22 protein-coding genes and 1 tRNA gene are annotated in these 22,715 nt (G+C 70.8%); 14 read left to right on the plus strand and 9 right to left on the minus strand.

Features of this window, described 5'->3' with window-relative positions; all coding sequences use genetic code 11:
- The first annotated feature begins 33 nt into the window (after positions 1–33).
- The 3 genes from ACVDFE_RS01845 (at position 34) to ACVDFE_RS01855 (ending at position 2,599) form a co-directional block, all read left to right on the plus strand.
- Positions 34–906, plus strand: coding sequence for an SGNH/GDSL hydrolase family protein (locus ACVDFE_RS01845; RefSeq protein ID WP_458429353.1), 873 nt, complete (start codon positions 34–36; stop codon positions 904–906).
- A gap of 92 nt (positions 907–998) precedes the next feature.
- Positions 999–2,219 (plus strand): acetyl-CoA C-acetyltransferase, encoded by a 1,221-nt coding sequence (locus tag ACVDFE_RS01850; RefSeq protein WP_458429354.1) that lies wholly within the window; start codon positions 999–1,001, stop codon positions 2,217–2,219.
- A gap of 167 nt (positions 2,220–2,386) precedes the next feature.
- On the plus strand, positions 2,387–2,599 hold the full coding sequence (locus ACVDFE_RS01855) for a hypothetical protein (protein ID WP_360385980.1): 213 nt from the start codon (positions 2,387–2,389) through the stop codon (positions 2,597–2,599).
- Here the strand turns inward: ACVDFE_RS01855 and ACVDFE_RS01860 are convergent.
- Together ACVDFE_RS01860 and ACVDFE_RS01865 are read right to left on the minus strand one after the other, a co-directional pair.
- Complete coding sequence (locus tag ACVDFE_RS01860; RefSeq protein ID WP_360385978.1) at positions 2,596–3,009, minus strand: GNAT family N-acetyltransferase; 414 nt, start codon at positions 3,007–3,009, stop codon at positions 2,596–2,598. The two genes, ACVDFE_RS01855 and ACVDFE_RS01860, sit on opposite strands and share 4 nt — an antisense overlap.
- A 70-nt stretch (positions 3,010–3,079) precedes the next feature.
- Complete coding sequence (locus ACVDFE_RS01865; RefSeq protein ID WP_360385976.1) at positions 3,080–3,883, minus strand: Bax inhibitor-1/YccA family protein; 804 nt, start codon at positions 3,881–3,883, stop codon at positions 3,080–3,082.
- A gap of 354 nt (positions 3,884–4,237) precedes the next feature.
- Here ACVDFE_RS01865 and ACVDFE_RS01870 point away from each other — a divergent pair, with 354 nt between their 5' ends.
- The 3 genes from ACVDFE_RS01870 (at position 4,238) to ACVDFE_RS01880 (ending at position 7,519) form a co-directional block, all read left to right on the plus strand.
- Positions 4,238–5,602 (plus strand): MSCRAMM family protein, encoded by a 1,365-nt coding sequence (locus tag ACVDFE_RS01870; RefSeq protein ID WP_458429355.1) that lies wholly within the window; start codon positions 4,238–4,240, stop codon positions 5,600–5,602.
- Positions 5,599–6,300, plus strand: coding sequence for a class F sortase (locus ACVDFE_RS01875; RefSeq protein ID WP_360385972.1), 702 nt, complete (start codon positions 5,599–5,601; stop codon positions 6,298–6,300). The genes ACVDFE_RS01870 and ACVDFE_RS01875 overlap by 4 nt, the downstream gene beginning before the upstream one ends.
- Positions 6,301–6,382: 82 nt before the next feature.
- A complete protein-coding gene (locus ACVDFE_RS01880; protein ID WP_360385970.1) occupies positions 6,383–7,519 on the plus strand; it encodes a polysaccharide deacetylase family protein in 1,137 nt (378 codons plus the stop codon).
- Between the two features lie 116 nt (positions 7,520–7,635).
- Here ACVDFE_RS01880 and ACVDFE_RS01885 read toward each other — a convergent pair whose 3' ends face one another.
- A complete protein-coding gene (locus ACVDFE_RS01885) occupies positions 7,636–8,673 on the minus strand; it encodes a PQQ-dependent sugar dehydrogenase (RefSeq protein ID WP_458429356.1) in 1,038 nt (345 codons plus the stop codon).
- Positions 8,674–8,962: 289 nt separating this feature from the next.
- Here ACVDFE_RS01885 and pqqA point away from each other — a divergent pair, with 289 nt between their 5' ends.
- From pqqA to ACVDFE_RS01915, 6 genes are all read left to right on the plus strand, one after another.
- Positions 8,963–9,085 (plus strand): pyrroloquinoline quinone precursor peptide PqqA, encoded by a 123-nt coding sequence (gene pqqA, locus ACVDFE_RS01890; RefSeq protein ID WP_360385966.1) that lies wholly within the window; start codon positions 8,963–8,965, stop codon positions 9,083–9,085.
- Positions 9,086–9,255: 170 nt separating this feature from the next.
- Positions 9,256–9,954: a pyrroloquinoline-quinone synthase PqqC gene (gene pqqC, locus ACVDFE_RS01895; protein ID WP_458429357.1), complete on the plus strand. Its 699-nt coding sequence runs from the start codon at positions 9,256–9,258 to the stop codon at positions 9,952–9,954.
- A complete protein-coding gene (gene pqqD / locus ACVDFE_RS01900) occupies positions 9,948–10,217 on the plus strand; it encodes a pyrroloquinoline quinone biosynthesis peptide chaperone PqqD (protein WP_360385962.1) in 270 nt (89 codons plus the stop codon). The genes pqqC and pqqD overlap by 7 nt, the downstream gene beginning before the upstream one ends.
- Complete coding sequence (gene pqqE / locus ACVDFE_RS01905) at positions 10,210–11,289, plus strand: pyrroloquinoline quinone biosynthesis protein PqqE (protein WP_458429358.1); 1,080 nt, start codon at positions 10,210–10,212, stop codon at positions 11,287–11,289. Before pqqD ends, pqqE begins: the two co-directional genes overlap by 8 nt.
- Positions 11,286–12,164 (plus strand): pyrroloquinoline quinone biosynthesis protein PqqB, encoded by an 879-nt coding sequence (gene pqqB / locus ACVDFE_RS01910; protein ID WP_458429359.1) that lies wholly within the window; start codon positions 11,286–11,288, stop codon positions 12,162–12,164. Before pqqE ends, pqqB begins: the two co-directional genes overlap by 4 nt.
- A gap of 51 nt (positions 12,165–12,215) precedes the next feature.
- The gene (locus tag ACVDFE_RS01915; protein ID WP_458429360.1) at positions 12,216–13,364 is read left to right on the plus strand and encodes a PucR family transcriptional regulator; all 1,149 of its coding nucleotides are present in this window, start codon (positions 12,216–12,218) and stop codon (positions 13,362–13,364) included.
- Here ACVDFE_RS01915 and ACVDFE_RS01920 read toward each other — a convergent pair.
- The gene (locus tag ACVDFE_RS01920; RefSeq protein WP_458429361.1) at positions 13,318–14,163 is read right to left on the minus strand and encodes an SGNH/GDSL hydrolase family protein; all 846 of its coding nucleotides are present in this window, start codon (positions 14,161–14,163) and stop codon (positions 13,318–13,320) included. The genes ACVDFE_RS01915 and ACVDFE_RS01920 overlap by 47 nt on opposite strands.
- Positions 14,164–14,279: 116 nt before the next feature.
- Here ACVDFE_RS01920 and ACVDFE_RS01925 point away from each other — a divergent pair, with 116 nt between their 5' ends.
- Both ACVDFE_RS01925 and ACVDFE_RS01930 read left to right on the plus strand, forming a co-directional pair.
- On the plus strand, positions 14,280–15,029 hold the full coding sequence (locus ACVDFE_RS01925) for an inositol monophosphatase family protein (RefSeq protein WP_458429362.1): 750 nt from the start codon (positions 14,280–14,282) through the stop codon (positions 15,027–15,029).
- Positions 15,026–15,706, plus strand: coding sequence for an SDR family NAD(P)-dependent oxidoreductase (locus ACVDFE_RS01930; protein ID WP_360385950.1), 681 nt, complete (start codon positions 15,026–15,028; stop codon positions 15,704–15,706). The genes ACVDFE_RS01925 and ACVDFE_RS01930 overlap by 4 nt, the downstream gene beginning before the upstream one ends.
- Before the next feature lie 6 nt (positions 15,707–15,712).
- Here the strand turns inward: ACVDFE_RS01930 and ACVDFE_RS01935 are convergent, their stop codons facing one another.
- The 5 genes from ACVDFE_RS01935 to ACVDFE_RS01955 all read right to left on the minus strand — a co-directional run bounded on the left by ACVDFE_RS01935 (position 15,713) and on the right by ACVDFE_RS01955 (position 22,575).
- Positions 15,713–19,297 carry a DUF4082 domain-containing protein gene (locus ACVDFE_RS01935; protein WP_458429363.1) on the minus strand — a complete coding sequence of 1,195 codons (3,585 nt, stop codon included), beginning with the start codon at positions 19,295–19,297 and terminating at the stop codon, positions 15,713–15,715.
- A 301-nt stretch (positions 19,298–19,598) separates the two neighbouring features.
- Positions 19,599–19,675 (minus strand) — tRNA-Leu (locus ACVDFE_RS01940).
- Positions 19,676–19,794: 119 nt separating this feature from the next.
- On the minus strand, positions 19,795–20,460 hold the full coding sequence (locus tag ACVDFE_RS01945; protein WP_458429364.1) for an ATP-grasp domain-containing protein: 666 nt from the start codon (positions 20,458–20,460) through the stop codon (positions 19,795–19,797).
- A 435-nt stretch (positions 20,461–20,895) separates the two neighbouring features.
- Positions 20,896–21,018 carry a hypothetical protein gene (locus tag ACVDFE_RS01950; protein ID WP_360385944.1) on the minus strand — a complete coding sequence of 41 codons (123 nt, stop codon included), beginning with the start codon at positions 21,016–21,018 and terminating at the stop codon, positions 20,896–20,898.
- 231 nt (positions 21,019–21,249) lie between these two features.
- Positions 21,250–22,575, minus strand: a complete 1,326-nt coding sequence (locus ACVDFE_RS01955) for an NAD(P)/FAD-dependent oxidoreductase (RefSeq protein WP_360385942.1) — start codon at positions 22,573–22,575, stop codon at positions 21,250–21,252.
- Positions 22,576–22,715 lie beyond the last annotated feature (140 nt).

Raw genomic sequence — 22,715 nt, forward strand, 5'->3', positions numbered from 1 at the left:
GCCGACGATTCCAGGGGAGAGGGGGTGGTGCGGATGCTCGGCACGGGACACCTGCGCGCGGCCGCCATGACCGCCGCGACGCTCGGCGGGCTGTCCGGGGCGCTCGTCGGGCTGCTGAACGAGCAGGGCAGACGGGCCCGCGTGGCCATCGGCGTGCTGGAACACCTGTGGCCCGCGCCCGACGGCGTGTACCGCGACGACGGCCGGGACCCGCTGCGGCTGGCGGTGCTCGGCGACTCGATGGCGGTCGGCGTCGGTGTGACGCACCCCTCGCAGATGCCGGGCGTGTTGCTGGCCGGGGCGCTGGCCGAGGAGGCGGACCGGCCGGTGCGGCTGTCGACGTACGCGATCAGCGGCTCGACGACCCGCGACCTGGTGCCGCAGGTCGACGCGGCGCTGCCGGGCGAGCCGCAGGCGGCGCTGGTCATCATCGGCGCGAACGACGTGACGACGCGGACGCCGGTGCGCGACTCGGCGGCGTTGCTGGGCGAGCAGGTCCGCCGGCTGCGCGCCGCCGGGTGCGGTGTCGTGGTCGGCACCTGCCCCGACCTCGGGATCGTGCGGCCGATCCCGCAGCCGCTGCGGGCGATCGGGCGGCGGTACAGCCTGCGGCTGGCGGCGGCGCAGACGGCGCAGGTGCGGCGGGCCGGCGGTGTCGCGGTACCGCTGGGGAACCTGCTGGCACCGGAGTTCACCGCGCGGCACGCCGACATGTTCAGCTCCGACCGCTTCCACCCCAGCGCCGCCGGCTACGAGGCGGCGGCCGGTGTGCTGCTGGCGCCGTTGTGCCGGGTGGCGGGGTTCCTGCCGGAGTGGGCGGCGGCGCCGGTGCCGTTGCGCTCGGCGGCGGCGCTGGCGGTGGGCGCGTCGCGGTGGCCCGCGTGGCTGCACCGGCGGCACGCGTGAGTTCCGGAAATCCTCGTCACGTGCGCTGGCCGGGGTGAGCGGGCGTTAACTAGGCTCGGCTGCGACCTTGACCCCCAACGAGGAGCTCCCCGATGCCTGAGGCCGTGATCGTCTCCGCCGCCCGCTCCCCCATCGGCCGCGCGGGCAAGGGCTCGCTGAAGGACGTGCGGCCCGACGACCTCGCCGCGCGGATGGTGAAGGCGGCGCTGGACAAGGTGCCGCAGCTCGACCCGGCGCAGATCGACGACCTGATGCTCGGCTGCGGCCTGCCCGGCGGCGAGCAGGGTTTCAACATGGCGCGCGTCGTGTCCGTGCTGCTGGGCCACGACACCCTGCCCGGCACGACGGTCACCCGCTACTGCGCCTCGTCGCTGCAGACCACGCGCATGGCCCTGCACGCCATCAAGGCGGGCGAGGGCGACGTGTTCATCTCCGCGGGCGTCGAGACGGTGTCGCGCTTCGCCAAGGGCAGCTCCGACTCGTGGCCGGACACCCACAACCCGCTCTTCGCCGACGCCGAGGCCCGCACGGCCTCCGTCGCCGCCTCCGGCGCCTCGACGTGGGACGACCCGCGGGTGTCCGGTGCCCTGCCGGACGTCTACGTCCCGATGGGCCAGACCGCGGAGAACCTGGCGCTGCTGAAGGGCGTCTCCCGCAAGGAGATGGACGAGTTCGGCGTCCGTTCGCAGAACCTCGCCGAGAAGGCGATCGCCGACGGCTTCTGGGCCCGCGAGATCACCCCGGTGACGCTGCCCGACGGCACTGTCGTCTCCACCGACGACGGCCCGCGCGCCGGCGTCACCTACGAGGCCGTGTCGCAGCTCAAGCCCGTGTTCCGCCCGGACGGCCGGATCAACGCCGGCAACTGCTGCCCGCTCAACGACGGCGCGGCCGCCCTCGTGGTCATGTCCGACACCAAGGCCCGCGAGCTCGGCATCACGCCGCTGGCGCGGATCGTCTCCACCGGCGTCTCCGGCCTGTCGCCGGAGATCATGGGCCTCGGGCCGGTCGAGGCCTCGAAGCGCGCGCTGGCGCTGGCGGGCCTGTCGATCTCCGACATCGACCTCGTGGAGATCAACGAGGCGTTCGCGGCCCAGGTCATCCCGTCCTACCAGGACCTCGGGATCGACCTGGACCGGCTGAACGTGAACGGTGGCGCCATCGCCGTCGGCCACCCGTTCGGCATGACCGGCGCGCGGATCACCACGACCCTGATCAACTCGCTCCAGTTCCACGACAAGCAGTTCGGTCTGGAGACGATGTGCGTGGGCGGTGGCCAGGGCATGGCGATGGTGCTGGAACGCCTCAGCTGATCCTGGACCGATTCCAAGATCTGCAATTTGCCACTTGCAAGTAGCTCCGTTTCACCCGAACGGAGCTACTTGCCCACCACCGTTCTGCCGATGACCTGAATCGTCCAGCAATGGCGTCATCGGGCGAGGGGAAGTCCGTCCCTACCGACGAGTCAGGAGGTTGGGACATGCCCTATGTGTGGTGGCAAAGCGAATACGACCTGCAATGCCACGCGTTCTCGCTCGACCAGGCCCGTGGTTCCCGCCGCAGTTTCTACGAGGCGGTGTGCGAGCACTCGGTGCCCGATGAACGGGTGTCGCGTTCGCAGGTGGGGGCCCTCTGCACGGACTGCCTGATCAAAATCGGCACCGAGCTGCCGGACGTGCGCTGGCGGGTCTAGCGCACGAGCCGCATGCCGACCGACGCCGGGGCGCTCTCGGTGAAGCCGTGCCGTTCGTAGAGACGACGGCCGGGCGGGTCGGCGAGCAAGCTGACGTACGCGTCGGGCGAGTGGTCGCCGATGCGGTCCAGCAATGCGGTCATGATCGCGTCACCGATGCCTTTGCGCTGGTGGCGCGGCAACACCGCCATGTCGATGATGTGGAAGTACCAGCCACCGTCGCTCAGCACGCGACCCATGCCCACGGTTTCGCCTGATTCCGCGTGAATCGCGCGAACAGTGGCCCACGCGCCGTTGATGCCGTTCTCGGCTTCCTCACGACTGCGCGCGCTCAGGCCGGATTCCTCGCGCAGGCGCAGGTAGTCGTCGACGGTCGGCGGACTCATCTCCAGGCGGTACCCGTTTTCCACGCGACCCAGCCTACAAATGCAGAAGGGCGCCCCGCCGCAGCGGAACGCCCTCCGATCGGATGCCCGGACGTCAGTCCGAGTTGAAGTACGAGAGCAGGCGCAGGATCTCGGTGTAGAGCCACACCAGGGTGACCGTGAGACCGAACGCGATCTGCCACGCGAACTTGGCCGGCACGCCGGCCCGGATCGCCTGGTCCGCGGCGTCGAAGTCGATCAGGAAGCTGAACGCCGCGAGGCCGATGCAGACGAGGCTGAAGATGATCGCGAGCGTGCCGCCGGAGCGGAGGCCGAGGCCGCCGGTCGTGAAGAAGCTCATGATCAGGTTGAAGAGCATCAGGACGGCGACGCCGATGATCGCGCCCGTGATCCACTTCGTGAACTTCGGCGTGACGCGGATCGCGCCGGTCTTGTAGACGACCAGCATGCCGGCGAAGACGCCGATCGTGCCGATGATCGCCTGGCCGATCACCACGACACCCTGGCCGGGGTTGCCGGTCCAGCCGTCGATCAGCCGCCCGATGATCCCGCTGAACGCGCCGAGGAAGACACCCTCGACGGCGGCGTAGGCGATGACGAGGGGCGGGCTCGGGACGCGCTTGAACGAGATGATCAGCGCGAGCACGAGTCCGATGATCGCGGCCGGGAACAGCAGTACCCAAGCCTGCATCAGGTAGGTGATGACGGCGGTGACCGCCACCACGGCCAGCGTGATGCCGGTCTTGGTGACGACGTCGTCGATCGTCATCGGCCGCTCGCTGGTCAGCGGCGGCGGGGCCTGCTGGTAGCCGGCTTCGGGCTGTCCGAAGCCTGCATAGCCTCCGTACCCGCCGCCGGTCGGCAGGTTACGGAAAGCCGGGTTGCTGCTGGAGCGCACCTGGTCCTCCTGGGGCGTTGCTTTACGCCGTCACGGGTACAACGAGCACGCTGGGTGCCAGGTTCCCCGTCGGTAAAGCCGACTTTACTCGCACAAGCGATCACACGTGCGCTAATAGTGTGCGAACTCGCGCGAAGACTCCGGAGCGTGACCTGACCTCGGCGTGTCGCGGCGTGTCCGGCCCCGTGCGCGTAACGCCGATCACATAACATTCACGATCACACCCTGCGCAGCGCCCTAGTTCCCCCTCGTGGCGGCTTGTCCCCGAAGTGGGCTACCGACAAGCTCGCACGCGGGATATGTACAGGTCAGAGGGGACCACGATTCACCATGGGCTGGAAACGTCTTGCCGCAGTGGCTGCGGTCTCGGGGCTCGCGCTCCTGACCGCCCCCGCGACGGCGACAGCGGTCGGCGTCAAGGGCATCGGCTACAACGCGACAGAGGTCCAGCCCAACGCCACCACGGGTTCGGAGTGGCACGGGTCGTACGTGTGGCAGGACAAGCACGTGTGGTGCGTGCAGTACGCCCTGCCCGCTCCCGACAGCGCGGTGGGCTACCAGCCCGGTGACGAGCTGCTGACGAAGGCGGGCAAGAAGCTCGCGCCCGACGTGGCCGCGAACATCTCCTACCTCCTGCTGCGCTACTCCACGACCAAGTCGGCGGAGGAGGCGGCGGCGCTCGCGCACCTGCTGCACAGCTGGACCGCGGCGCCGGACGGTGCGGTGAACTTCGACACGAAGGACCCGCGCTACCTCGCCTACAACGCCGAGTGGTACGCCGCCCGGCTGCCCGCGCCCGTGCTGGAGGCCGTCGCGCGGATGCGGGCCGACGCCGAGGCCAACCGCGGCCCGTGGAAGCTCGCCGCGACCGCGCCGCAGGAACCGCTCGTCATCGGCACCGAGTCGACGTGGACCGTGTCGCTGCTCAAGCAGAACGACAAGGGCGTCTCCGGCGCGCCGATCAGCTTCGCGCTGACCGACGCCACGCTCGTCGACGGCAGCGCGGAGGGCAAGGTCACCACCGACGCGAACGGCAGCCCGGTCGCGCTCAAGGTCGTCCCCACCGGTCCGAAGCCGGCGATCGCGGTCACCGCCGACTCCCCCGCGGACAAGCCGGTCGTGCACCAGCCGATCCAGACCGAGAACATGCAGCGGATCGTCACCACCGGCGGCGAGAAGAAGCTGACCGCCGCCGCCAACGCCCAGGCCAAGACCGCTCCGGGCGCCGTGAAGATCACGAAGATCGACTCGGAGACCAAGAAGGCCATCGCGGGCGTCGCGCTGCGCGTCACCGCCAAGGACCAGACGAGCCCCGCGCTCAAGCAGGACGACAGCCCGCTGGTCGGCACGGACGGCAAGCCGCTGGTGCTGCAGACCGGTGCCGACGGCACGGTCGAGGTGCCGGACCTGCGCACGCCGCAGGAGATCTGCCTCGTCGAGGTGGCCGCGCCGAAGGGGTACGAGGAGTTCTTCGACGCGAAGGCACCACCGGCCGCGTGCGGGTCCGTCGGCCCCGGCTCGACGCTCGCGCTGGAGCTGGTGAACAAGCCGAACACCCCGGTCGTGCCCAGCACGATCCCGGCGGGCACGGAGGGCAGCACGCCGGTCGCGACCGCGTCGTTCGACTCGCAGCTGCGCCCCGGTCTGCTGCTCTCGGTGGGTGGCCTGGTGCTGCTCGGCGGGGCACTGGCAGGCTTGCTGGTGTGGCGCAGGCAGTGAGTTCCCGGGCTTTCCTGACCGGCGTGCTGGTGGTGGGCGTCGCCGCCACCAGCGTGCTGGTCACCTCGTCCGAGACCGACGTCCTCGCGGGACGGCCGGTCGCGGACGAGATCCCCGTGGTCGGGCCCGGTCCTGTCGGCGACAGCATGAGCACCGGCAGGGGCGCCGACCTCACCGGGTTGATCGGCGGCGCGAACACCGGCAACGCCAAACCGGTCGAGCCCGCACCACCGCAGCAGCAACAGCCCGCGCCGCCCAAGGCCGGTCCCGGTTCGGTGCGGCTGCCCGCCGGTGGCTCGGCCACTCTGGTGCGGCGCGAGGTCAAGGACGGCGTGCTGCCGGTGCCCGACGGCATCGGCGAGGCGACCTGGTGGGGCACCGAGCTGGCGGGCGCCGAGGGCGCGACCGTGCTGGCCGGGCACGTCGACTGGAAGGGCGCGAAGGGACCGTTCGCCGAGCTGTGGCAGGCGCAGAACGGCCGTGAGGTCGTCGTCGCCGACAGCGCGGGCGAGGAGTTCCGGTTCAAGATCCGGCAGATCGAGACGGTCCGCAAGGAGGAGCTGCCGGCCCGCGCGCTGGAGCTCTTCGGGCCGCGCGGCCCGCACCGGCTGGTGCTGGTCACGTGCGGGGGTACCTGGATCGGTGGACAGCAGGGCTACGAGGCGAACCGAGTGGTGATCGCCGACCCCGTCAGGTGACCAATCGCCTCCCCGGCGCAACCCGTTCGGGTGACCGATCGTCTCCTACTGTGTGAAGCGCTGGGGATGGTTGACCACGGGCGTGGCTCTGGCACTGGCACTCGTGCTGGTGATGACGCTGAGTCCGCACGACGACCCGGACCAGCAGGCGGAGAACGGCCCGCTGCCGATGGCGCCCCGCCTTCCGACTCCGAAGGAGTCCGGGCCCGCGCCGCGCGTGCCCGGCCCCACGCCGGAACAGCTCGCGAAGCAACCGTGGATGCACAAGCTGGCGCAGGGTGAGAAGCCGCCGCAGTTCGTGCTCTTCTCCTTCGACGGCGCGGTGTCCAAGCAGCACTGGGACAAGGTGCTCCCGGTCGCCAGGCAGACGGGCGCGCACGTCACCGGCCTGCTGTCCGGCGTGTACATGCTGGCCGACCAGGACCGGACGCTGTACCAGCCGCCCGCGGGTCTCAAGCGGGGCCGGTCGGACATCGACTTCGGCGGCAGCAGGCAGGACATCGAGGCCAGGATCGGCTACCTGAACCAGGTGATCGCCGACGGCCACGAGATCGGCACGCACTACAACGGCCACTTCTGCTCCGGTGGCAGCCAGCCCTCGGTGGACAAGTGGGACAACGCCGCCTGGAACGCGGAGCTGGCGCAGTTCCGCCTGATCGTCGACAAGGCGCGGTCCGAGGGCTTCCGGTTGCCCGCCGACGCGGTCCGGGGTGGACGGACGCCGTGCCTGGAGGGCAACTGGGACGAGGCCTTCCCTGCGATGGCCGCCCACGGCCTGGTCTACGACACCAGCCAGGTCGCGCTCGGCGTCCAGTGGCCGTCCGTCCAAAGGGGACTGTACGAGTTCCCGATGCCCGAGGTGCGCGTCCCCGCGCTGGGCCGGCAGGTCGTGATGATGGACTTCAACCTCTGGTACGCGCTCAACGGCGCCAAGGAGGAACCGGCGCGCGCCCCGGAGTTCACGCAGATCGTCGTCGACACGTACCGGTCGGTGTACCGGGCGGCGCTGAACGGCAACCGCGCGCCGCTGGTGATCGGCAACCACTTCAACGAGTGGAACGGGTCGGCGTTCTCCACGGCGATGGAGCAGTTCCTCGGCGAGGTGTGCGGCAAGCCGGAGACGGTGTGCGCCACCTACACCGAGGTCATCCAGTGGATGCAGCTGCAGGACCCGGCGGTCCTCGACCAGCTCCGCCGGATGCCCGCCGCCCGCAACTGACCCCACCTCCCGACGTCACCCACTCGTGTCCGCCTACGGCACGCGGGGACCCTTCGTACCCCAGAAGCGCACGAAGGGTCCCCGCGTGCCGAAGCAGCGGTGCGCGAACGGGTGGGTCAGGCGTCGGTGGAGACGATGCGGTCGTCGGTTGAACCGGGTTGGCCGTTGGCGTCCTGGTTGGACGTGCCGAACCACAGGGTGCCGTCCGGTGCGGGAGCGATCGAGCGCACCCGGCCGTAGGCGCCGGTGAACAACGCCTGCGGCGTGCCGAGCGTGGTGCCGTTGACCGGGATCTTCCAGATCCGGCGGCCGGTGACGGCGCCGACGTAGAGCGCGTTCTTGTGCAGGGCGATGCCGGTCGGGCCCGCCAGCCGGTTGGACCACGTGACGGCCGGGTTCGTCATGCCGGCGACGTTGCAGTTGCCCTCGCACGTCGGCCAGCCGTAGTTCTTCCCGGCCTCGATGCGGTTGATCTCGTCGGTCGTGTTGTTGCCGAACTCGGTGGCGTACGCGGTGGTGCCGACCCAGGTGATGCCCTGGGGGTTGCGGTGGCCGATCGTGTACACGACGCTGTTCGCGCGCGGGTTGCCGCTCGCCGGCCTGCCCGCGGTGTCGAAGCGCAGCATCTTGCCGCCCAGCGAGTTCCAGTTCTGCGCGTTGGCCGTGTTCTGCGCGTCGCCGGTGGTCGCCCACAGGTAGCCGTCCGGACCGAACTCCAGGCCGCCGCCGTTGTGGTAGCGGTTCTTCGGGATGCCGGTGACGATCGGCTGCGGCGTGCCGCCCAGCGCGAGCTTGGCGATCCGGTTGTCGGTCGCCGTCGAGTAGTAGATGAAGACCGAGTTGTCGGTCGCGAACGTCTTCGACACCGCGAGGCCGAGCAGTCCGCCCTCACCGCCCGTGCTCTGGGCCGCTTCCACGGTGTCGAGCTCGGTCACGGTCGTGCCGCTGAGCTTCTTGATCTTGAACGTGTCCCGTTCCGTGAAGATGCCGCTGCCGTCGGGCAGGAACTCGATGTCCCAGGGGATGTCCAACCCGCTGGCGAGGGTCCGCTCGGCCTGCGCGGAGGGTCCGTCCTGCGCGGAGGCCGGGATCACGCAGAGGGAGGCGGCGACGGCGGTGCAGGCTGCCGCTGCCGCGATACGACGAGCACGCATGTGTGCTCTCCTTCGGGTCCGCTCGTGGTTTCAGTCTGCGGCGGAGGTGTTGCAGGGCGTGTTTACCCAATCACAGCTCGCACAAACTCACAACGCTCATCGGATGTTTCGATACAACCGTCCGCCTTCTCAGGCCTGAAAGGCGGTTCCGCTCCGATGATCTTTGGGAACCTTGTGAACGGTCTAGCGCGATCCACGCGGGACGTCCTACGGTGAAAGTCGCCGCCGCGCCCCACGGAAGAGCCGCGCGTGCCCTTCCCGGGCACGCCGTAGACCCGAGGAGTCGCGCATGAACGTTGCCGCTACCGCTACCGAGCACAAGCTTCCCGAGGTCAAGCGCGAGTGGGTGAAGCCCGACTTCCGCGACTTCGACACGCCCATGGAGGTCACCGCCTACGCGGCCCGCAGCTGACGCGGCCCGCACCGGGACCCCCGCGGCGGCGGGGGTCCCGGTCTCCCGCACTCCCCCTGCCGGCAACGGCATCTGCAAGTACCACCAACACATGATCGAATCGCCGTCGAAGCCAGGGGAGCGAACGCGACGGGTACGACTTCTGGCCAACCGCTGAGGAGTGCACGCTGATGAAAGCCGTGTCCGCCCAGGAGTTCGTTGCGGAGCTCCGCGCGCTGGCCCCGCGGTACTGGGACAGCCACCCGTTCCACCTGCGCATGCACGAGGGCGGCCTGAGCAAGCACGAGCTGCAGGCGTGGGCCGCGAACCGCTGGTACTACCAGCGCTGCATCGCGCAGAAGGACGCCGCGATCCTGTCGAACTGCCCGGTGCCGGAGGTCCGCCGCCAGTGGCGCGAGCGGATCGTGTGGCACGACGGCACGGGACCCGGCGAGGGCGGCGCAGAGAACTGGCTGCTGCTCGCCGAGGCGGTCGGGCTGACCAGGGACGAGGTGCTCGACGAACGGCACGTGCTGCCCGGCGTCCGGTTCGCCGTCGACGCCTACGTGAACTTCGCGCGCACCAGGCCGTGGGTCGAGGGGGTCGCCTCCGGGCTGACCGAGATGTTCTCGGGTGCGTTGATGCGCAAGCGACTCGCGGCGTTGCGGGAGCGGTACCCGTGGATCGCCGAGGAGGGGTTCGCCTACTTCACCGACCGCATCCGGGCGGTCGCCGGCGAGGGACAGGCCACTGTGGACGTCGTGGTCGAGCACGCCCGCACCCGCGAACAGCAGCTGGCGGCCGTGGCGGCGCTGGCGTTCAAGTGCGACGTGCTGCGGGCCGTGCTGGACGCCGTCGACTACTACTCGGGCAGGGGCAGGCCGTGCTAGCGCTCGGCGCCGTGCCGCGCATCCGGCGCGGGGTGAAGCGCGGCTACGACCAGATCCGCTCCGCGCACGTCGTGCTGTTCCCCGAGGGCGTGCTGGTGCTCAACGAGACCGCGGCCTCCGTCGTGGCGCTGTGCGACGGCGTCCGGTCGGTGGGGGACATCGCGCTGGCGCTGGGCGACGAGTACGCCGGCGTCGAGCCGGCGGACGTGGCGGAGCTGGTGGCGCGGCTGGTGGACCGGAGGGTGGTCGACGTCGATGGCTGAGGCACCGTTCGGCCTGCTCGCCGAGCTCACGCACCGCTGCCCGCTGCAGTGCGGGTACTGCTCGAACCCGGTGGAGCTGGTGCGCAGGGGCGCCGAGCTGCCCACCGAGGACTGGCTGCGCGTCTTCGACCAGGCCCGCTCGCTGGGCGTGTTGCAGGTCCACCTGTCCGGCGGGGAACCGCTGCTGCGACCGGACCTCCCGGAGCTGGTGGCGCACGCGAACAGCCTCGGCTGCTACGTCAACCTCGTCACGTCCGGTGTGGGCCTGTCCCGCGACCGGCTGCACGACCTGGCCGGGCGCGGCGTCGACCACGTGCAGCTCTCCTTGCAGGACGCGACCAAGGCAGGCAACGACCGGATCGCGGGCATCAAGGCGTTCGACCGGAAGGTCGAGGCAGCGGCCCTCATCCGCGCCGAAGGCCTGCCGCTGACCGTGAACACCGTGCTGCACCGGCAGAACCTCGACAACGTCGCCGGGATCATCGCGCTGGCCGAGCGGCTGGGCGCGGAACGGCTGGAGCTCGCCAACACCCAGTACTACGGCTGGGCGCTGCGCAACCGGGCGGCGTTGCTGCCCACGCGCGACCAGCTGGCGGCGGCCGGCCCGGTCGTCGCCGCGGCGCAGGAACGGCTGCGCGGGGTGATGGAGATCGTCTACGTCATCGCCGACTACCACGAGGCGCACCCGAAGCCGTGCATGTACGGGTGGGGTGCGCGGCAGCTGACCGTGGCGCCCGACGGCTCGGTGCTCCCCTGCCCCGCCGCCACCGTGATCCCGACGCTGCCGGTCGAGAACGTGCGCGACTCGTCGTTGCACGACATCTGGCACGACTCGCCGTCGTTCACCGCCTTCCGCGGCTTCGACTGGATGCGGGACCCGTGCCGGTCGTGCCCGCGCAAGGAGGTCGACTTCGGCGGCTGCCGGTGCCAGGCGTTCCAGCTCACCGGTGACGCCGCCGCCACCGACCCGGTGTGCTCGCTGTCGCCGAATCGGTCCACTGTGGACCTGATTCTGGCGACCGAGGTGGCACCGGCGGTCGAACCGGCCGTGGCCATGCGGAGGATGCCGTGAAGGCGGTCCTGCTCGGCACCGCGGCCGGCGGCGGGTTCCCGCAGTGGAACTGCGCCTGCGCGCTGTGCGTCCGCGCCCGGTCCGGTGAGCTGCCCGCCCGGTCGCAGGACTGCCTGGCGGTCAGCGCCGACGGCACGCGCTGGTGGCTGGTCAACGCCTCGCCGGACATCCGCACGCAGCTCGTCGCCTGCGCGCTGCTGAACCCCGGTCCCGGCCCGCGCGAGACCCCGGTGCGCGGCGCCCTGCTCACCGACGCAGAGCTCGACCACGCGCTCGGCCTGCTGACGTTGCGCGGCGGCACGGGCCTGGCGGTGTGGGCGCCGGGCCCGGTGCTGCACGCGTTGCGCGACCGGTTCGACCTGCGCTCGGTGGTCGACGGGTACGCACCCGTGGACTGGCGCGAGGTCACCACCGCCGAGGTCGAGCTCGACGGCCTGCGGGTGACGGCGGTCCCGATCAGCGGCAAGCGCCCGAAGTACGCGCGGTCGTCCACCGTGGAGGGCGATTGGGTGGTCGCCTACCGGTTCGCCGACCCGGTCACCGGTGGTGTGCTGGTCTACGCGCCGTGCCTCGCGCACTGGCCGGACGGGTTCGACGACGTGGTGGCCGGGGCGGACTGCCTGGTGCTCGACGGCACGTTCCACGCGGCCTCCGAGATGGGCACGGCGACGGGCAGCGGGTCCGGGCAGGCCGCGATGGGCCACCTGCCGATCACGGCGAGCCTGCCGCGGTTGCGGCGGTTCCCGGCCGTGCGGCGGATCTACACGCACCTCAACAACACCAACCCGGTGCTGGACCCGGACTCGCCGGAGGCGGCACAGGTGCGCGCGGCGGGCGTGGAGCTCCCGCCGGACGGCACGGTGCTCGAACTCTGAGGTGCCCGGACTCTGAGGTGCCCCGGACCCCGAACGGGCCAGAATGGGCGGATGTCCTTCGTGATCGGTGGTCGTCCGCTGGCCGAGCGGATCGTCGCGGAGCTGCCGTCGTTCGTGCGGCTCGTGCTCGCGGAGATCACCGACCGGGTGCCCGGCTACCGGCAGCTGCCCGCCGAGGAGCTCTCCGGTGACATCGCCCGCGTGATCGAGGGGACGCTGCGGGCGTTCGCGCGGGTGCTGCGCAGCCGGGAGCTGCCGACGGCCGACGAGCTGCGGTTCCTGCGCGAGTCGGCGGCCCGGCGTGCGGAGGAGGGCGTGCCGGTCGACGTCGTGCTCACGGCGTACCACGTGGGCATCCAGGTGGTGTGGGACGTGCTGGTGCCCGAGGCGCGGCCGGAGGAGGTCGGCGAGGTGCTGGCGCTCAACGCGCTGGCCATGCGGTACCTGCAGCTCGTGACGCCGGTGGTGAGCGCCGGGTACCTCGACGAGCGGCAGACGATGTTCGACGACGAGCGGTCGGCGCGGCACACGCAGCTGACCGGGCTGCTCGACGGCACGCGGGTCGCGGACGGGCCCGTGGTGGTGCTGGCGCTGCACGTGCCGCCGCACCCGGACGAGCTGACCGACGGGGTGGACGCGGCCGTGGCCGGGCGGCGCAAGCTGCGGCGGCTGCGCACCGAGCTGGAACGGCACAGCCGCGAACCGGTCCTGTCGGCGCTCACCCCCGACGGCGGGATCGTGCTGCTGCCGGGTGAGGACGACCGGGCCGACCGGGTCGTGGCGGACGCGGCACGGGCCGCCGGGGTGTCGTTGACGGTGGCGGCGGTCGCGGCCCCGCCGTCCGGGGTCGCGGCCGCCGCCGGGCTCGCCCGCGAGGTGCTCGCCGTCGCCGTGCGCTCGGGTCCCGGCCTGTACCGGCTGGCCGACGTGCTGCTGGAGTACCAGCTGTCCCGGCCGAGCGCGGCGCTGGAACCGCTGGCCGCGGTCGTGGCGCCGTTGTCCGACGAGCTCGTGCAGACGCTGGAGGTCTACCTGCGCCGCGGGTCGCGCCGGCCGGCCGCCACCGAGCTGCACGTCCACCCGAACACCGTGGACTACCGGCTGCGCAGGGTCGCGGAGCTCACCGGCCTCGACCCGACGCGGATCGAGCACGTCACGCTGCTGGCGGCTGCCCTGGCCGCGCGGCGCGCGCGACCGTAGCGCCGAACGCGGCCATGCCGGCGGCGTTGGGGTGCAGCGGCGCGGCGGCGGTCGTCGGCACCAGCCCCTCCAGGTAGCGGTCTGCGGGTGCGGCGCAGATGTCGTGGCCCACGGTCACGGCGGCGAAGTCCACGTACGTCGCGCCGCGCTTCTGGGCCTCGGCCCGCGCGGTGGCGCTGACCCGGTTGAGCACGCCCTGGAGGTAGTCGGCGTCCCGGCTCCACACCGGCTGCACCGGGTAGCAGCCGCCCGGCCTGATGTACGTGCCGTAGCCGGTGACCAGCACCTTCGCCCGCGGTGACCGGCGCTTGACCTCGTCGAGCGCGGCGCCGAGCTCCGGCCCCCACGCGTCCACGGCCGCGGCCAGCCGGTCCGTCCCACCGGAGGTGTAGCGGTCCTTGCAGGAGACCCCGATCGGCTGGGGCAGCAGGTTGATGCAGCTCAACGCCGTCTGGAACAGGCCGACGTCGTTGGCGCCGACCGTCAGCGACACCAGGTCGGTGGACGGCTTGAGCGCGGCGAACTGCGGTGCCACGAACCCGAACTGGCGGCCCGTGAAGTCGTCGGTCTTCGCACCGGAGCAGGTGACGTCGGTCAGCCGCGCGCCGAGCAGCTCCGCCGCCACCCGCGGGTAGTCGCGGGCCGACCGCAGGCACCACAGCGCCGGGTCCTGGGCCGGGACCAGCGGACCGGCCGCCGCCGAGTCGCCCAGTGCCACGTACTCCACGGTGTCCGCCTGGGCGGTGGTTGTTCCGGCGACCAAACCCGCCACCAGAGCCAACCCGGCCACGATCCGCATCCCGAACCTCCAACGTCGTCGTCAGGTCAGCTCATCGTGGTGGTTCCGGTCACGTGCGCGGGTGGGACGTTGCCCAGAGTCGGCCGGTCGGGTTTGTGACCGATCACAATGGGGGCGTGACTCCTGGCGAACTCCTCGACCTCGCCGCGCAGGCCTGCGTGGACGCCGCGAAGCTGCTGCGCGAGCTGCCGGTGGACGTTGCCGCGAAGGGCGCGTTCGACCAGGTCAGCAGTGCCGACCTGGCGGTCGAGGCGTTCCTGCGGCGTGCGCTCGACGTGCCCGGTTCCGCCGTCGTCGGCGAGGAGCTGGGCGCGGAGCAGGCTCGGATCACCTGGTACGTCGACCCGATCGACGGCACCCGCAACTTCGTCCGCGGGCTGCCCCTCGCGTGCCTGTCGGTGGCGGCGGCGGTGGACGGGCGGCTGGTGGCGGGGTGCGTGCTGGACCCGTTCCGCGACGAGCTGTTCACCGCGGCCGAGGGCGTGCCGTTCGCGGTGCGGTCGGCCGGGCTGGTGGTCCCGCCGGGACCGAGCCCGCGGCCGGTGGTGCTGACCGACGTCCCGTTGCCCGGCAGCCCCTACAGCGGCGAGGTGGAGCTGCTGGCCGACCTGCTCGCCGTCGCGGACGTGCGGCGGGTCTACGTGACGGCGCTGTCGCTGGCCTGGGTCGCGGCCGGGCGGGCGGACGCGGCGGCGAACCTGGGCATCCACCCGTGGGACGTGGCGGCCGGCGCGGTGCTGGTGCGGGCGGCCGGCGGCGTGTTCCACCACGTCGGCGGCGACGCGCTGGGGGCGGCGGGCTTCGTGGCCGGCCGTGGTGAGATCGTCGACTGGTTGCGCGACCGGTTGGAGGGCATCGTCTCGTGATCGACCTCAGCGGCCGGGTCGTCCTGGTCACCGGTGCGGGCGGCACGATCGGGGCCGGCATCGCACGCCGGTTCACCGCGGCCGGCGCCGTCGTCGTGCCGCACCGCGGCCGTGCCGACGGCGACCTGCGGTTCGCGGCGCGGCGCGTGGTCGAGGAGGCCTTCGCACTGCACGGCAGGCTCGACGCGGTGGTGAACAACGCCGGTGTGCAGCCCGTGGAACCGTTGCCGGGCATGAGCACCGAGTCCTGGCAGTCCGTTGTGGACATCAACCTGACCGGGCCGTTCGCCGTCACCCAGGCGGCCGCAGAGGTCCTGCCGCAGGGCGGGTCGATCACGCACATCGCGTCGATCGAGGGCACCCACCCGGCCGCGGGCCACGCCCACTACAGCGCCTCCAAGGCCGCGCTGGTCGTGCACGCGCGGGCCGCGGCCCAGGAGTACGGGCCGCGGCTGCGGGTGAACACCGTGTCCCCCGGCCTGATCAGCCGCCCCGGCATCGAGGAGCAGTGGCCGGAGGGCGTCGCGCGCTGGCACGACGCCGCCCCGTTGCACCGCCTCGGCACGCCCGAGGACGTGGGGAACGCGTGCGTGTTCCTCGCCTCCGACCTGGCGGCGTGGATCACCGGCCACGACCTGGTCGTCGACGGCGGGGTGACCGCACGCCCCACCTGGTAGCCCTGCTCAGCCGGCCTGCACGACCACGTCCACCCAGTAGTTCGTGGAGTCGAAGCTGGACGCGGGGAACGACCCGGCCGGGCCGTAGACGAACACCCCGTTGCCGCCCGCGCTCGCACTCGACGGCGCGGTCAACGAGCCGACCACCCTGGCGTTGGCGAAGTAGCCGTTCGTCACCGAGTAGCGCGTTGTCGTGTGGTACGCGGCGATGTAGGTGGTGTTGGCCGTCAACGGCACCGGGTTCGCGAAGGTCACCGTCTGCCAGCCGCTCGCCGACTCGCCGGTGAACGTCGCCGTGGCGAGCAGCTGCTGCGTGGCGGCGTTCCACAGGTGCGCGACGTGCGTGCCCGTGTTCAGGGAACCCTTGTAGAACTTGATGCCCGTCGCCGTGGCGTTCGCCGAGGACGTGCGGAACTTGACGCCCAGCTCCAGCGGGCCGACGTCGCCGGAGTTCACGATCGCGGGCACGTCGGAGCCGCTGAACAACGAGACCGGTGCCGGCGGCTGCACCGGGACCGCGGCGATGACGTCGACGAAGTAGTTGCCGGCCGCGAACGACGACGAGGGGAAGCTGCCCGCCGGGCCGTAGGTGAAGACGCCGTTGCCGCCCGCGCTCGCACTCGACGGTGCGACGAGCTGCCCCGCCGTCCGCGCCGAGGTGAACCCGTTCTCGGTCACCGAGTACTTCGTCGTCGTGTGGTACGAGACGACGTAGAACTGGTTCTGCGTCAACAACACCGGTGACGGGAAGGTCGCGCTCTGCCAGCCGCTCGCCGTCTCACCGCTGAACGTGGCGGTCGCGAGCAGCACGCCGGTGGTGGCGCTCCACAACCGGCCGGTGTGCGGCCCGGTGTTCAGCGTGCCCTTGTAGAACTTCACACCGGTCGCGCTCGCCCCCGCCACCGTGCACTGGAACTTCACACCGAGCTCGACCGGGCCGTTGTCGGTGGAGTTCGGGATGGCGGGCACGTCGGCGCCGGTGAACAGCGACTGCGTGGTCATCGCGACACCGACGTTCAGGCTCACCGTCGCCGAGGACTGCAGGAACCCGTTGGTGATCGTGTACTGGAAGCTCGCGGGCCCGGAGAAACCGGCGGTGGGCGTGAACGTGACGGTCTGGGCGCCCGCGTCGAAGCTCACCGTGCCGTTGGTGGCAGAACCCGCCGACACCATCGAGATCGGGTAGCCGTTGGGGTCGGAGTCGTTGGCCAGCAACGTCGCCGCGGGGATCGTGAGCGCGGTGCCCACCGGCGTGGTGAAGCCGCTGTTGCCGACCGCGACGGGCGCCAGGTTGCCGGCACCGCCCGCCCGCGCGAACACCACGTCGACCCAGTAGTTGGACTTCAGGAACGTCTCGGTGGGCATGGTGCCGCCCGCGCCGTAGCGGAAGACGCCGGCGTCGGCGGGCGCGGTGATCGCACCGCACGTGCGCGGGACGTGGAAGAAGTTGTGGTCGGAGTTCTCGAACTTCGCCGAGTGCACGCTGACGGTGTAGGTCTCGCCGGGCGTCAGCGCGACCGGGGCGATGTTCACCTGCTGCCAGCCGCTCGCGGTCTCACCGGTGGAGCCCACCTCGGCGAGCTTGGTGCCGGCCGCGTTGTAGAGCCGGGCGGTGTGCGCACCGGTGTTGTACGGGTTCTTGTAGAACCGCAGCGCGGTGGCGGAACCGGGCGTGTTGACGGAGAACCGCATGCCGTGCTCCAGCGGGTTCTCGTCGGGCGCGTGCAGCCCGTACGGCACGTCGGTGGGCTGGAAGAGCCGCACCGAGGCCGCGGGCGTCACCGTCACCGTGCGCGTGGGCCCGTTCTCGACGTTGAGGCTGTCGTCGACGGCCCGCACCTTGACCGCGTACGTGCCCGGCAGGTGCGGCCACCAGGAGAACGACCAGCTCGTCGTACCCGTGGCGGCCCGCCAGGACTGGCCGTTGTCGGTGGACACCTCGACGGTCGCGACGCGGCCGCCGACGTCGCTCGCCGTGCCGCTGATGATCACCTGCGCCTGCTGTGTGAACGTCGCACCGTTCGCGGGCGTCGTGATCACCGTGACCGGCGGCGTGGTGTCCGTCGAGGCCGTGGCGGGCGTCAGGTTGCCCTGCAACGTCTCCGGCTGCACCCCCATGTCCGCGAACAGGTTCACGGTTGCCTGCTGCGCGTCGCGGTCCTCGGACACCACGGGCATGGACGGGTCGGTGCTGGTGTAGTCGTGCACCGCGTCGAGTGCGAACGACCAGAACACCGTGCCGGCGCCGAAGACCAGGGCACCACTGGGCGCCCGGTAGAGCGTGAGGTGGTGGGTGGCGTCGCCGTCACCGGTCGTGGTGCCGTAGTCGAGGAGGTACTTGGCGCCGATGAACCGGTCGGTGCGGGAGAGCTTGACGAGCGTCGGCGGCCGGAACCGGTTGTCCGGCGACTCGTCCCACTCGTAGCCGAGCACGCCGTCCTCGACGTACCCGACCTGTCCCGCGGTCAGCGCGGCCATGCCGGTGTTGCGCCAGAACCGCAGCTTCCCGTACGCCTCCGGCACCTCGATCCGGTCGGCCTGGTGCGAGTCGACGGAGAAGCTGGTGCCCGTCAACCGGTTCTCCGCGACGCCGCCGTTCGAGGGCGGTGAGAACGCCGGGTCGCGCCAGGTGCCCGTCCACTCCGGACTCGGGTCGATCTTGGCGGCGTTCCTGGTCTCCTTGTAGCAGACCATGGTCCGGTTCGGCGTGCCGGTGACGTCGGGCTCCCAGCGGACCCGCCAGTAGACCTCGTTGCCGCTGAAGAAGCACAGGTGCACCCCCGCGTCCCTGGCCGCCTCGACGCGCGCACGCTGCGCCCCCGACCAGTACTCGTCATGCCCGACCGAGAGGTACACGTGGTGGTTGGTGAGGACGTAGTTGCCCGGCCCGACGTCCAGGCCGGTCACGTAGGCCACGTCGTACCCGTTGCGCTCCAACCACCTGATCATCGCGTACTCGGCGCTGAGCACGAAGTCCTGCGGCCCGGCGTCCACACCGCCCTGCGAGAGCCGCGTGCTGAACGGCCGGTTGCAGCTCACCTTGAACGCCCGCCCCGTCGGCGTCCCGGTGGCCGCGTTGCCGCCGTAGAGGTTCGCGCCACCCCACCCGTTGTAGGCCTGCCAGGTGGTGTCCGAGGTCTGGAAGACGATGTCGCGCTGCGTCCCGTCGCCGCGCACGACGAACGGGATGTGACTCGCCCCCGCGACCCCGTCCTGCCGCACCAGCTTCGCGAGGAACACACCGGACACCATGGTCGCGGGCACGGCCCACGAGGCGGTGACCGACCAGTTCGACGCGTCCCACAACCCGGTGCCGAGGTCGTTGAACGCGGCCGGCTGCACCGACGAGGTGGTGCGCTGGATCGTGTGCACCTTCCGCGCGCCGGCACCCCCGTAGTAACCGAGCCGGTAGATGTCGATGCGGTAGTTCGCGGAGTTCGAGTGGATCTTGAAGTCGATCGTCTGGCCCCTGTTGACGCTCAGCTTCGTGGTGAAGCCCGCCAGGGTGGGATCAGCGGCCCCGCTGATGCCGTCCCACTCGGACTTCGGACTCCCCGGCAACTGGTTCTCGGTCACGATCGGGTTCGGCATCCCGGCCCCCTTCGTCCCCCTATGGACATGCTCGTGACCGGGATATATGCCTCTCCGTAGTCGTCGTTAGCCCAGTGGGCACGCTGACACCCGAATGGATTAGGTGACGATGAAAGGTTTGCCAAATCCTGTAACGGAGGGGGTCTGAGCTGCGAGAACTCTCAGCCGTCTCGACAGGAGGGCGGGAGCACTCTCAGCGCTCCGGGAAGATCGGCGACCAATGGGTGTCACCGACGGTTACAAGATCAACTCTGCGGCACGGTCGCGCTGGTCAACGCCGTGGTCGACCGGGTGATGCGCATGGTGCCCCCGACGGGATTCGAACCCGTACTGTGATCCTTTTAAGGGACCTGCCTCTACCGATTGGGCTACGGGGGCGACGGGGAGCCTAGGCCTTGATCGTCGGCTTGTGTGCGCGGATGGTCGTTTCTCGCCCGAGCGGCCCAGTGAATTGGACTAGAGCGAGCATCCGGCTAAGCATCGAACGGACCCGAACATCAGCGCGTCCTCCCCGCTCCGAGCAGCTCCTTGAAGCGCAGCGCGACCCAGTCGTGGACGGCGGCGGACACGGAGTTGTCGCCGGCGCGGTGTTCGAACCAGCGCCAGTCGCAGTTGACGTTGATCTCCAGGAACACGTGGTCGCGGCCGGTGACGAGGAGGTCGAAGGCGGCGACCTGGACGCGCCAGTGGCGGGCCAGTGCCAGCAGGCGGTCCGACAGCGAGGTGGGGACCGAGGTCGGGGTCACGCGGACCGCGTCCGGGTCCACCCACAGCTGGGCCGGGTCGAGCTTGTCGACCTGGTAGGCGATGCAGCGTTCGCCGATCACGAAGACGCGCAGCTCGGTGTCGGAGGGGACGTACTCCTGCACGATCACCGGCGCGGGTTCGGGGGCGTCGGAGGCCCTGGAGGTCTCCAGCGGGCGCGGGAACAGGCCGTGCTGGACGCCGGGGCGGGGTTCGAGCAGGTGGCGGCCCGCGGTCTTGACGATGCAGCGGCCACCGCCGGGGCGGGTGCGGCCGGGGCGGGTCGTCACGGCGGTGCGGGGCACGCGCAGGCCGAACGCGGCGGCGTCGGAAAGCTGCGTGAGGCGGTCCAGGTGCGTCGAGAAGCGCGAGGGGTTCACGTGGGCCCAGTCGGAGCGGGAGGACAGCCAGTTGGCCACTGAGGCCCACTGGTCGACCGCGTAGGCGCCGGCGAGGGTGCCGGGCTCGACGGGGACCGCGGAGAAGCTCGAAGTGGCGGCGCCAGACCAGCAGGGGGCGCAGCAGCCAGCGGTCGAGCTCGACGAGGGGCTGGTCGGTGTAGACCGACAGCGGGAGGTCGACGCAGCGGTCGGCGTCGATGCGGGCCATCCGGATGCCGCGCTCGGCCAGTGCGATGGAGAGCTCGTTCATCTCCATGTCGGCGGCGCGCGCCAGGACCAGCACGCACGGCTGGGGGTTTCCGTCGCCCTCGTCGACCATGCCGAGGCGGTGGACCTGCTCCTGGAAGTCCAGGCACTTGGGAGGAGAGCGGAAGAGGTAGTCCTGACCCTGCAGCAGCAGTGGTCTGGCAGCCTCGGACGGGGCACTCGGCACCCGCCCGTCAGCCGACCTGCTCAATCGTCCTTCTTGCTGCTGAAACTCTTCCCCGCCTGTGCGTACTCCGCGGCGTACCGCGCCAACGCGGGGTCCTCGATCTCGCCGCGACGAAGCTGTGCGGCCAGCTCCTCGAGAGACATCGGGATCACCTCTTTCCCACACGGGCGCACCACGCATTCAGGTGATGCACCAGCCGTAGTCTCAGGTTCACGTAACGCAATGTCAAGGCAGGCGTCAGCGCTTTACTCCGATTGGGCGCTCAAGTTCCGCCTCTGGGCCATAAGAGTGCCCCGGACGAGGTGTCGTCCGGGGCATCTTCACACTCACAGCGAGTGGCGGTCACGCGTTCGGCCCACTGGACCGAACCAGGATCAGCTCTGGACCGCGCGGTCGAAGTCCGACTTCGGGTCGTTGATCTGGCCGAGCGCCACGACCTCGCGGCCGTAGAACAGCGCCTGCGTCCAGTCCATCAGCACGCGGAGCTTGCGGTTCACGGTCGGCATGAACGCCACGTGGTAGCTGCGGTGCATGAACCACGCCGGCAGGCCCTTGAAGCGCAGGCCGAACACGTCCGCGACGCCCTTGTAGAGGCCGAGGCCGGCGACCGAGCCGAGGTACTTGTGGAAGTAGTCCTTCGGCTTCTGGCCGCGCAGCGACGCGACGATGTTCTTGGAGAGCAGCTTCGACTGGCGGATGGCGTGCTGCGCGTTCGGCACGCACGTCGCCGTCGGGTCCTCGTCGGTGCGCGAGAGGTCCGGCACCGCGGAGCAGTCACCGGCGGCCCACACGCCTTCGAGGCCCTGCACCTGCATGGCGGCGGTGCAGCGGACGCGACCGCGCTCGTCGAGCGGCAGGTCGGTGTTGCGCAGCACCGGGTTCGCCTTCATGCCGGCGGTCCAGATGATCGTGTCGGAGTCGAACTCGGTGCCGTCGTCGAGGACGACGTGCCCGTTCTCCAGCGACTTCACGCGGGTGTCGAGGTAGATCTTGATACCGCGCTTCTCCAGCGCCTCGACCGTCCACGCACCGAGCTTCGCGGAGACCTCGGGCATGATCCGGCCCATCGCCTCGACGAGGACCCAGTTCATCTCTTCGGGCTTGATGCCCTCGTAGTACTTGAGCGCATACCGCGTCATGTCCTCAAGCTCGGCGAGCGTCTCGATGCCCGCGAAGCCACCACCGATCACGACGAAGCTCAGGAGCTTCTTGCGCAGGTCCGCGTTGTTCGTGCTGGCGGCCTGGTCCAGGCGCGACAGCACGTGGTTGCGGACGTAGATCGCCTCGCCGATCGTCTTCATGCCGATGCCGACCTCGGCCAGGCCGGGGATCGGGAGCGTGCGCGAGATCGCACCCAACGCGGAGACGAGCACGTCGTACTCGATCTCCTCGACGTGGCCGTCCGACAGCTCGGCGGTCACGATCTTGCGCGCGTGCTCGATCTTGGTGACGCGGCCCGTGACGACGTGGCAGCGCTTGAGCACCTTGCGCAGGGGGGCGACGACGTGGCGCGGCTCGATGGAGCCGGCCGCCGCCTCTGGCAGGAAGGGCTGGTAGGTCATGTGCGGCTGCGGGTCGATGACGGTGACCGACGCCTCACCGGAACGCAGCTTCTTCTGCAGTCCGAGAGCCGTGTACATCCCGACGTACCCACCGCCGACAATGACGATTCGCGTGGGTTGCGACTTCACAGCAGCCATACACACATGGTTGCACCACGACCCCATTTTTCGCGCGTCCGGAGGGGCCGTTGTGACTACCGTCGCCGGGTGACGCCGGACACCCTCGGCACTGACCTGCGCCGGGAGCCCGGTTCGACCGGTTCTCGCTGAGAGGAACG

The sequence above is a fragment of the Lentzea chajnantorensis genome (assembly GCF_054300775.1).

What these genes read in the sequence shown, in the direction of transcription:
- ACVDFE_RS01915 (WP_458429360.1), top strand. Translation starts at nt 12,216, where the DNA reads ATGTCCTTCGTGATCGGTGGTCGTCCGCTGGCCGAGCGGATCGTCGCG.
- ACVDFE_RS01845 (WP_458429353.1), top strand. Translation starts at nt 34, where the DNA reads ATGCTCGGCACGGGACACCTGCGCGCGGCCGCCATGACCGCCGCGACG.
- ACVDFE_RS01950 (WP_360385944.1), bottom strand. Translation starts at nt 21,018, where the DNA reads ATGTCTCTCGAGGAGCTGGCCGCACAGCTTCGTCGCGGCGAGATCGAG.
- ACVDFE_RS01885 (WP_458429356.1), bottom strand. Translation starts at nt 8,673, where the DNA reads ATGCGTGCTCGTCGTATCGCGGCAGCGGCAGCCTGCACCGCCGTCGCC.
- pqqC (WP_458429357.1), top strand. Translation starts at nt 9,256, where the DNA reads ATGAAAGCCGTGTCCGCCCAGGAGTTCGTTGCGGAGCTCCGCGCGCTG.
- ACVDFE_RS01855 (WP_360385980.1), top strand. Translation starts at nt 2,387, where the DNA reads ATGCCCTATGTGTGGTGGCAAAGCGAATACGACCTGCAATGCCACGCG.
- ACVDFE_RS01935 (WP_458429363.1), bottom strand. Translation starts at nt 19,297, where the DNA reads ATGCCGAACCCGATCGTGACCGAGAACCAGTTGCCGGGGAGTCCGAAG.
- pqqE (WP_458429358.1), top strand. Translation starts at nt 10,210, where the DNA reads ATGGCTGAGGCACCGTTCGGCCTGCTCGCCGAGCTCACGCACCGCTGC.
- ACVDFE_RS01920 (WP_458429361.1), bottom strand. Translation starts at nt 14,163, where the DNA reads ATGCGGATCGTGGCCGGGTTGGCTCTGGTGGCGGGTTTGGTCGCCGGA.
- pqqA (WP_360385966.1), top strand. Translation starts at nt 8,963, where the DNA reads ATGAACGTTGCCGCTACCGCTACCGAGCACAAGCTTCCCGAGGTCAAG.
- ACVDFE_RS01955 (WP_360385942.1), bottom strand. Translation starts at nt 22,575, where the DNA reads ATGGCTGCTGTGAAGTCGCAACCCACGCGAATCGTCATTGTCGGCGGT.
- ACVDFE_RS01850 (WP_458429354.1), top strand. Translation starts at nt 999, where the DNA reads ATGCCTGAGGCCGTGATCGTCTCCGCCGCCCGCTCCCCCATCGGCCGC.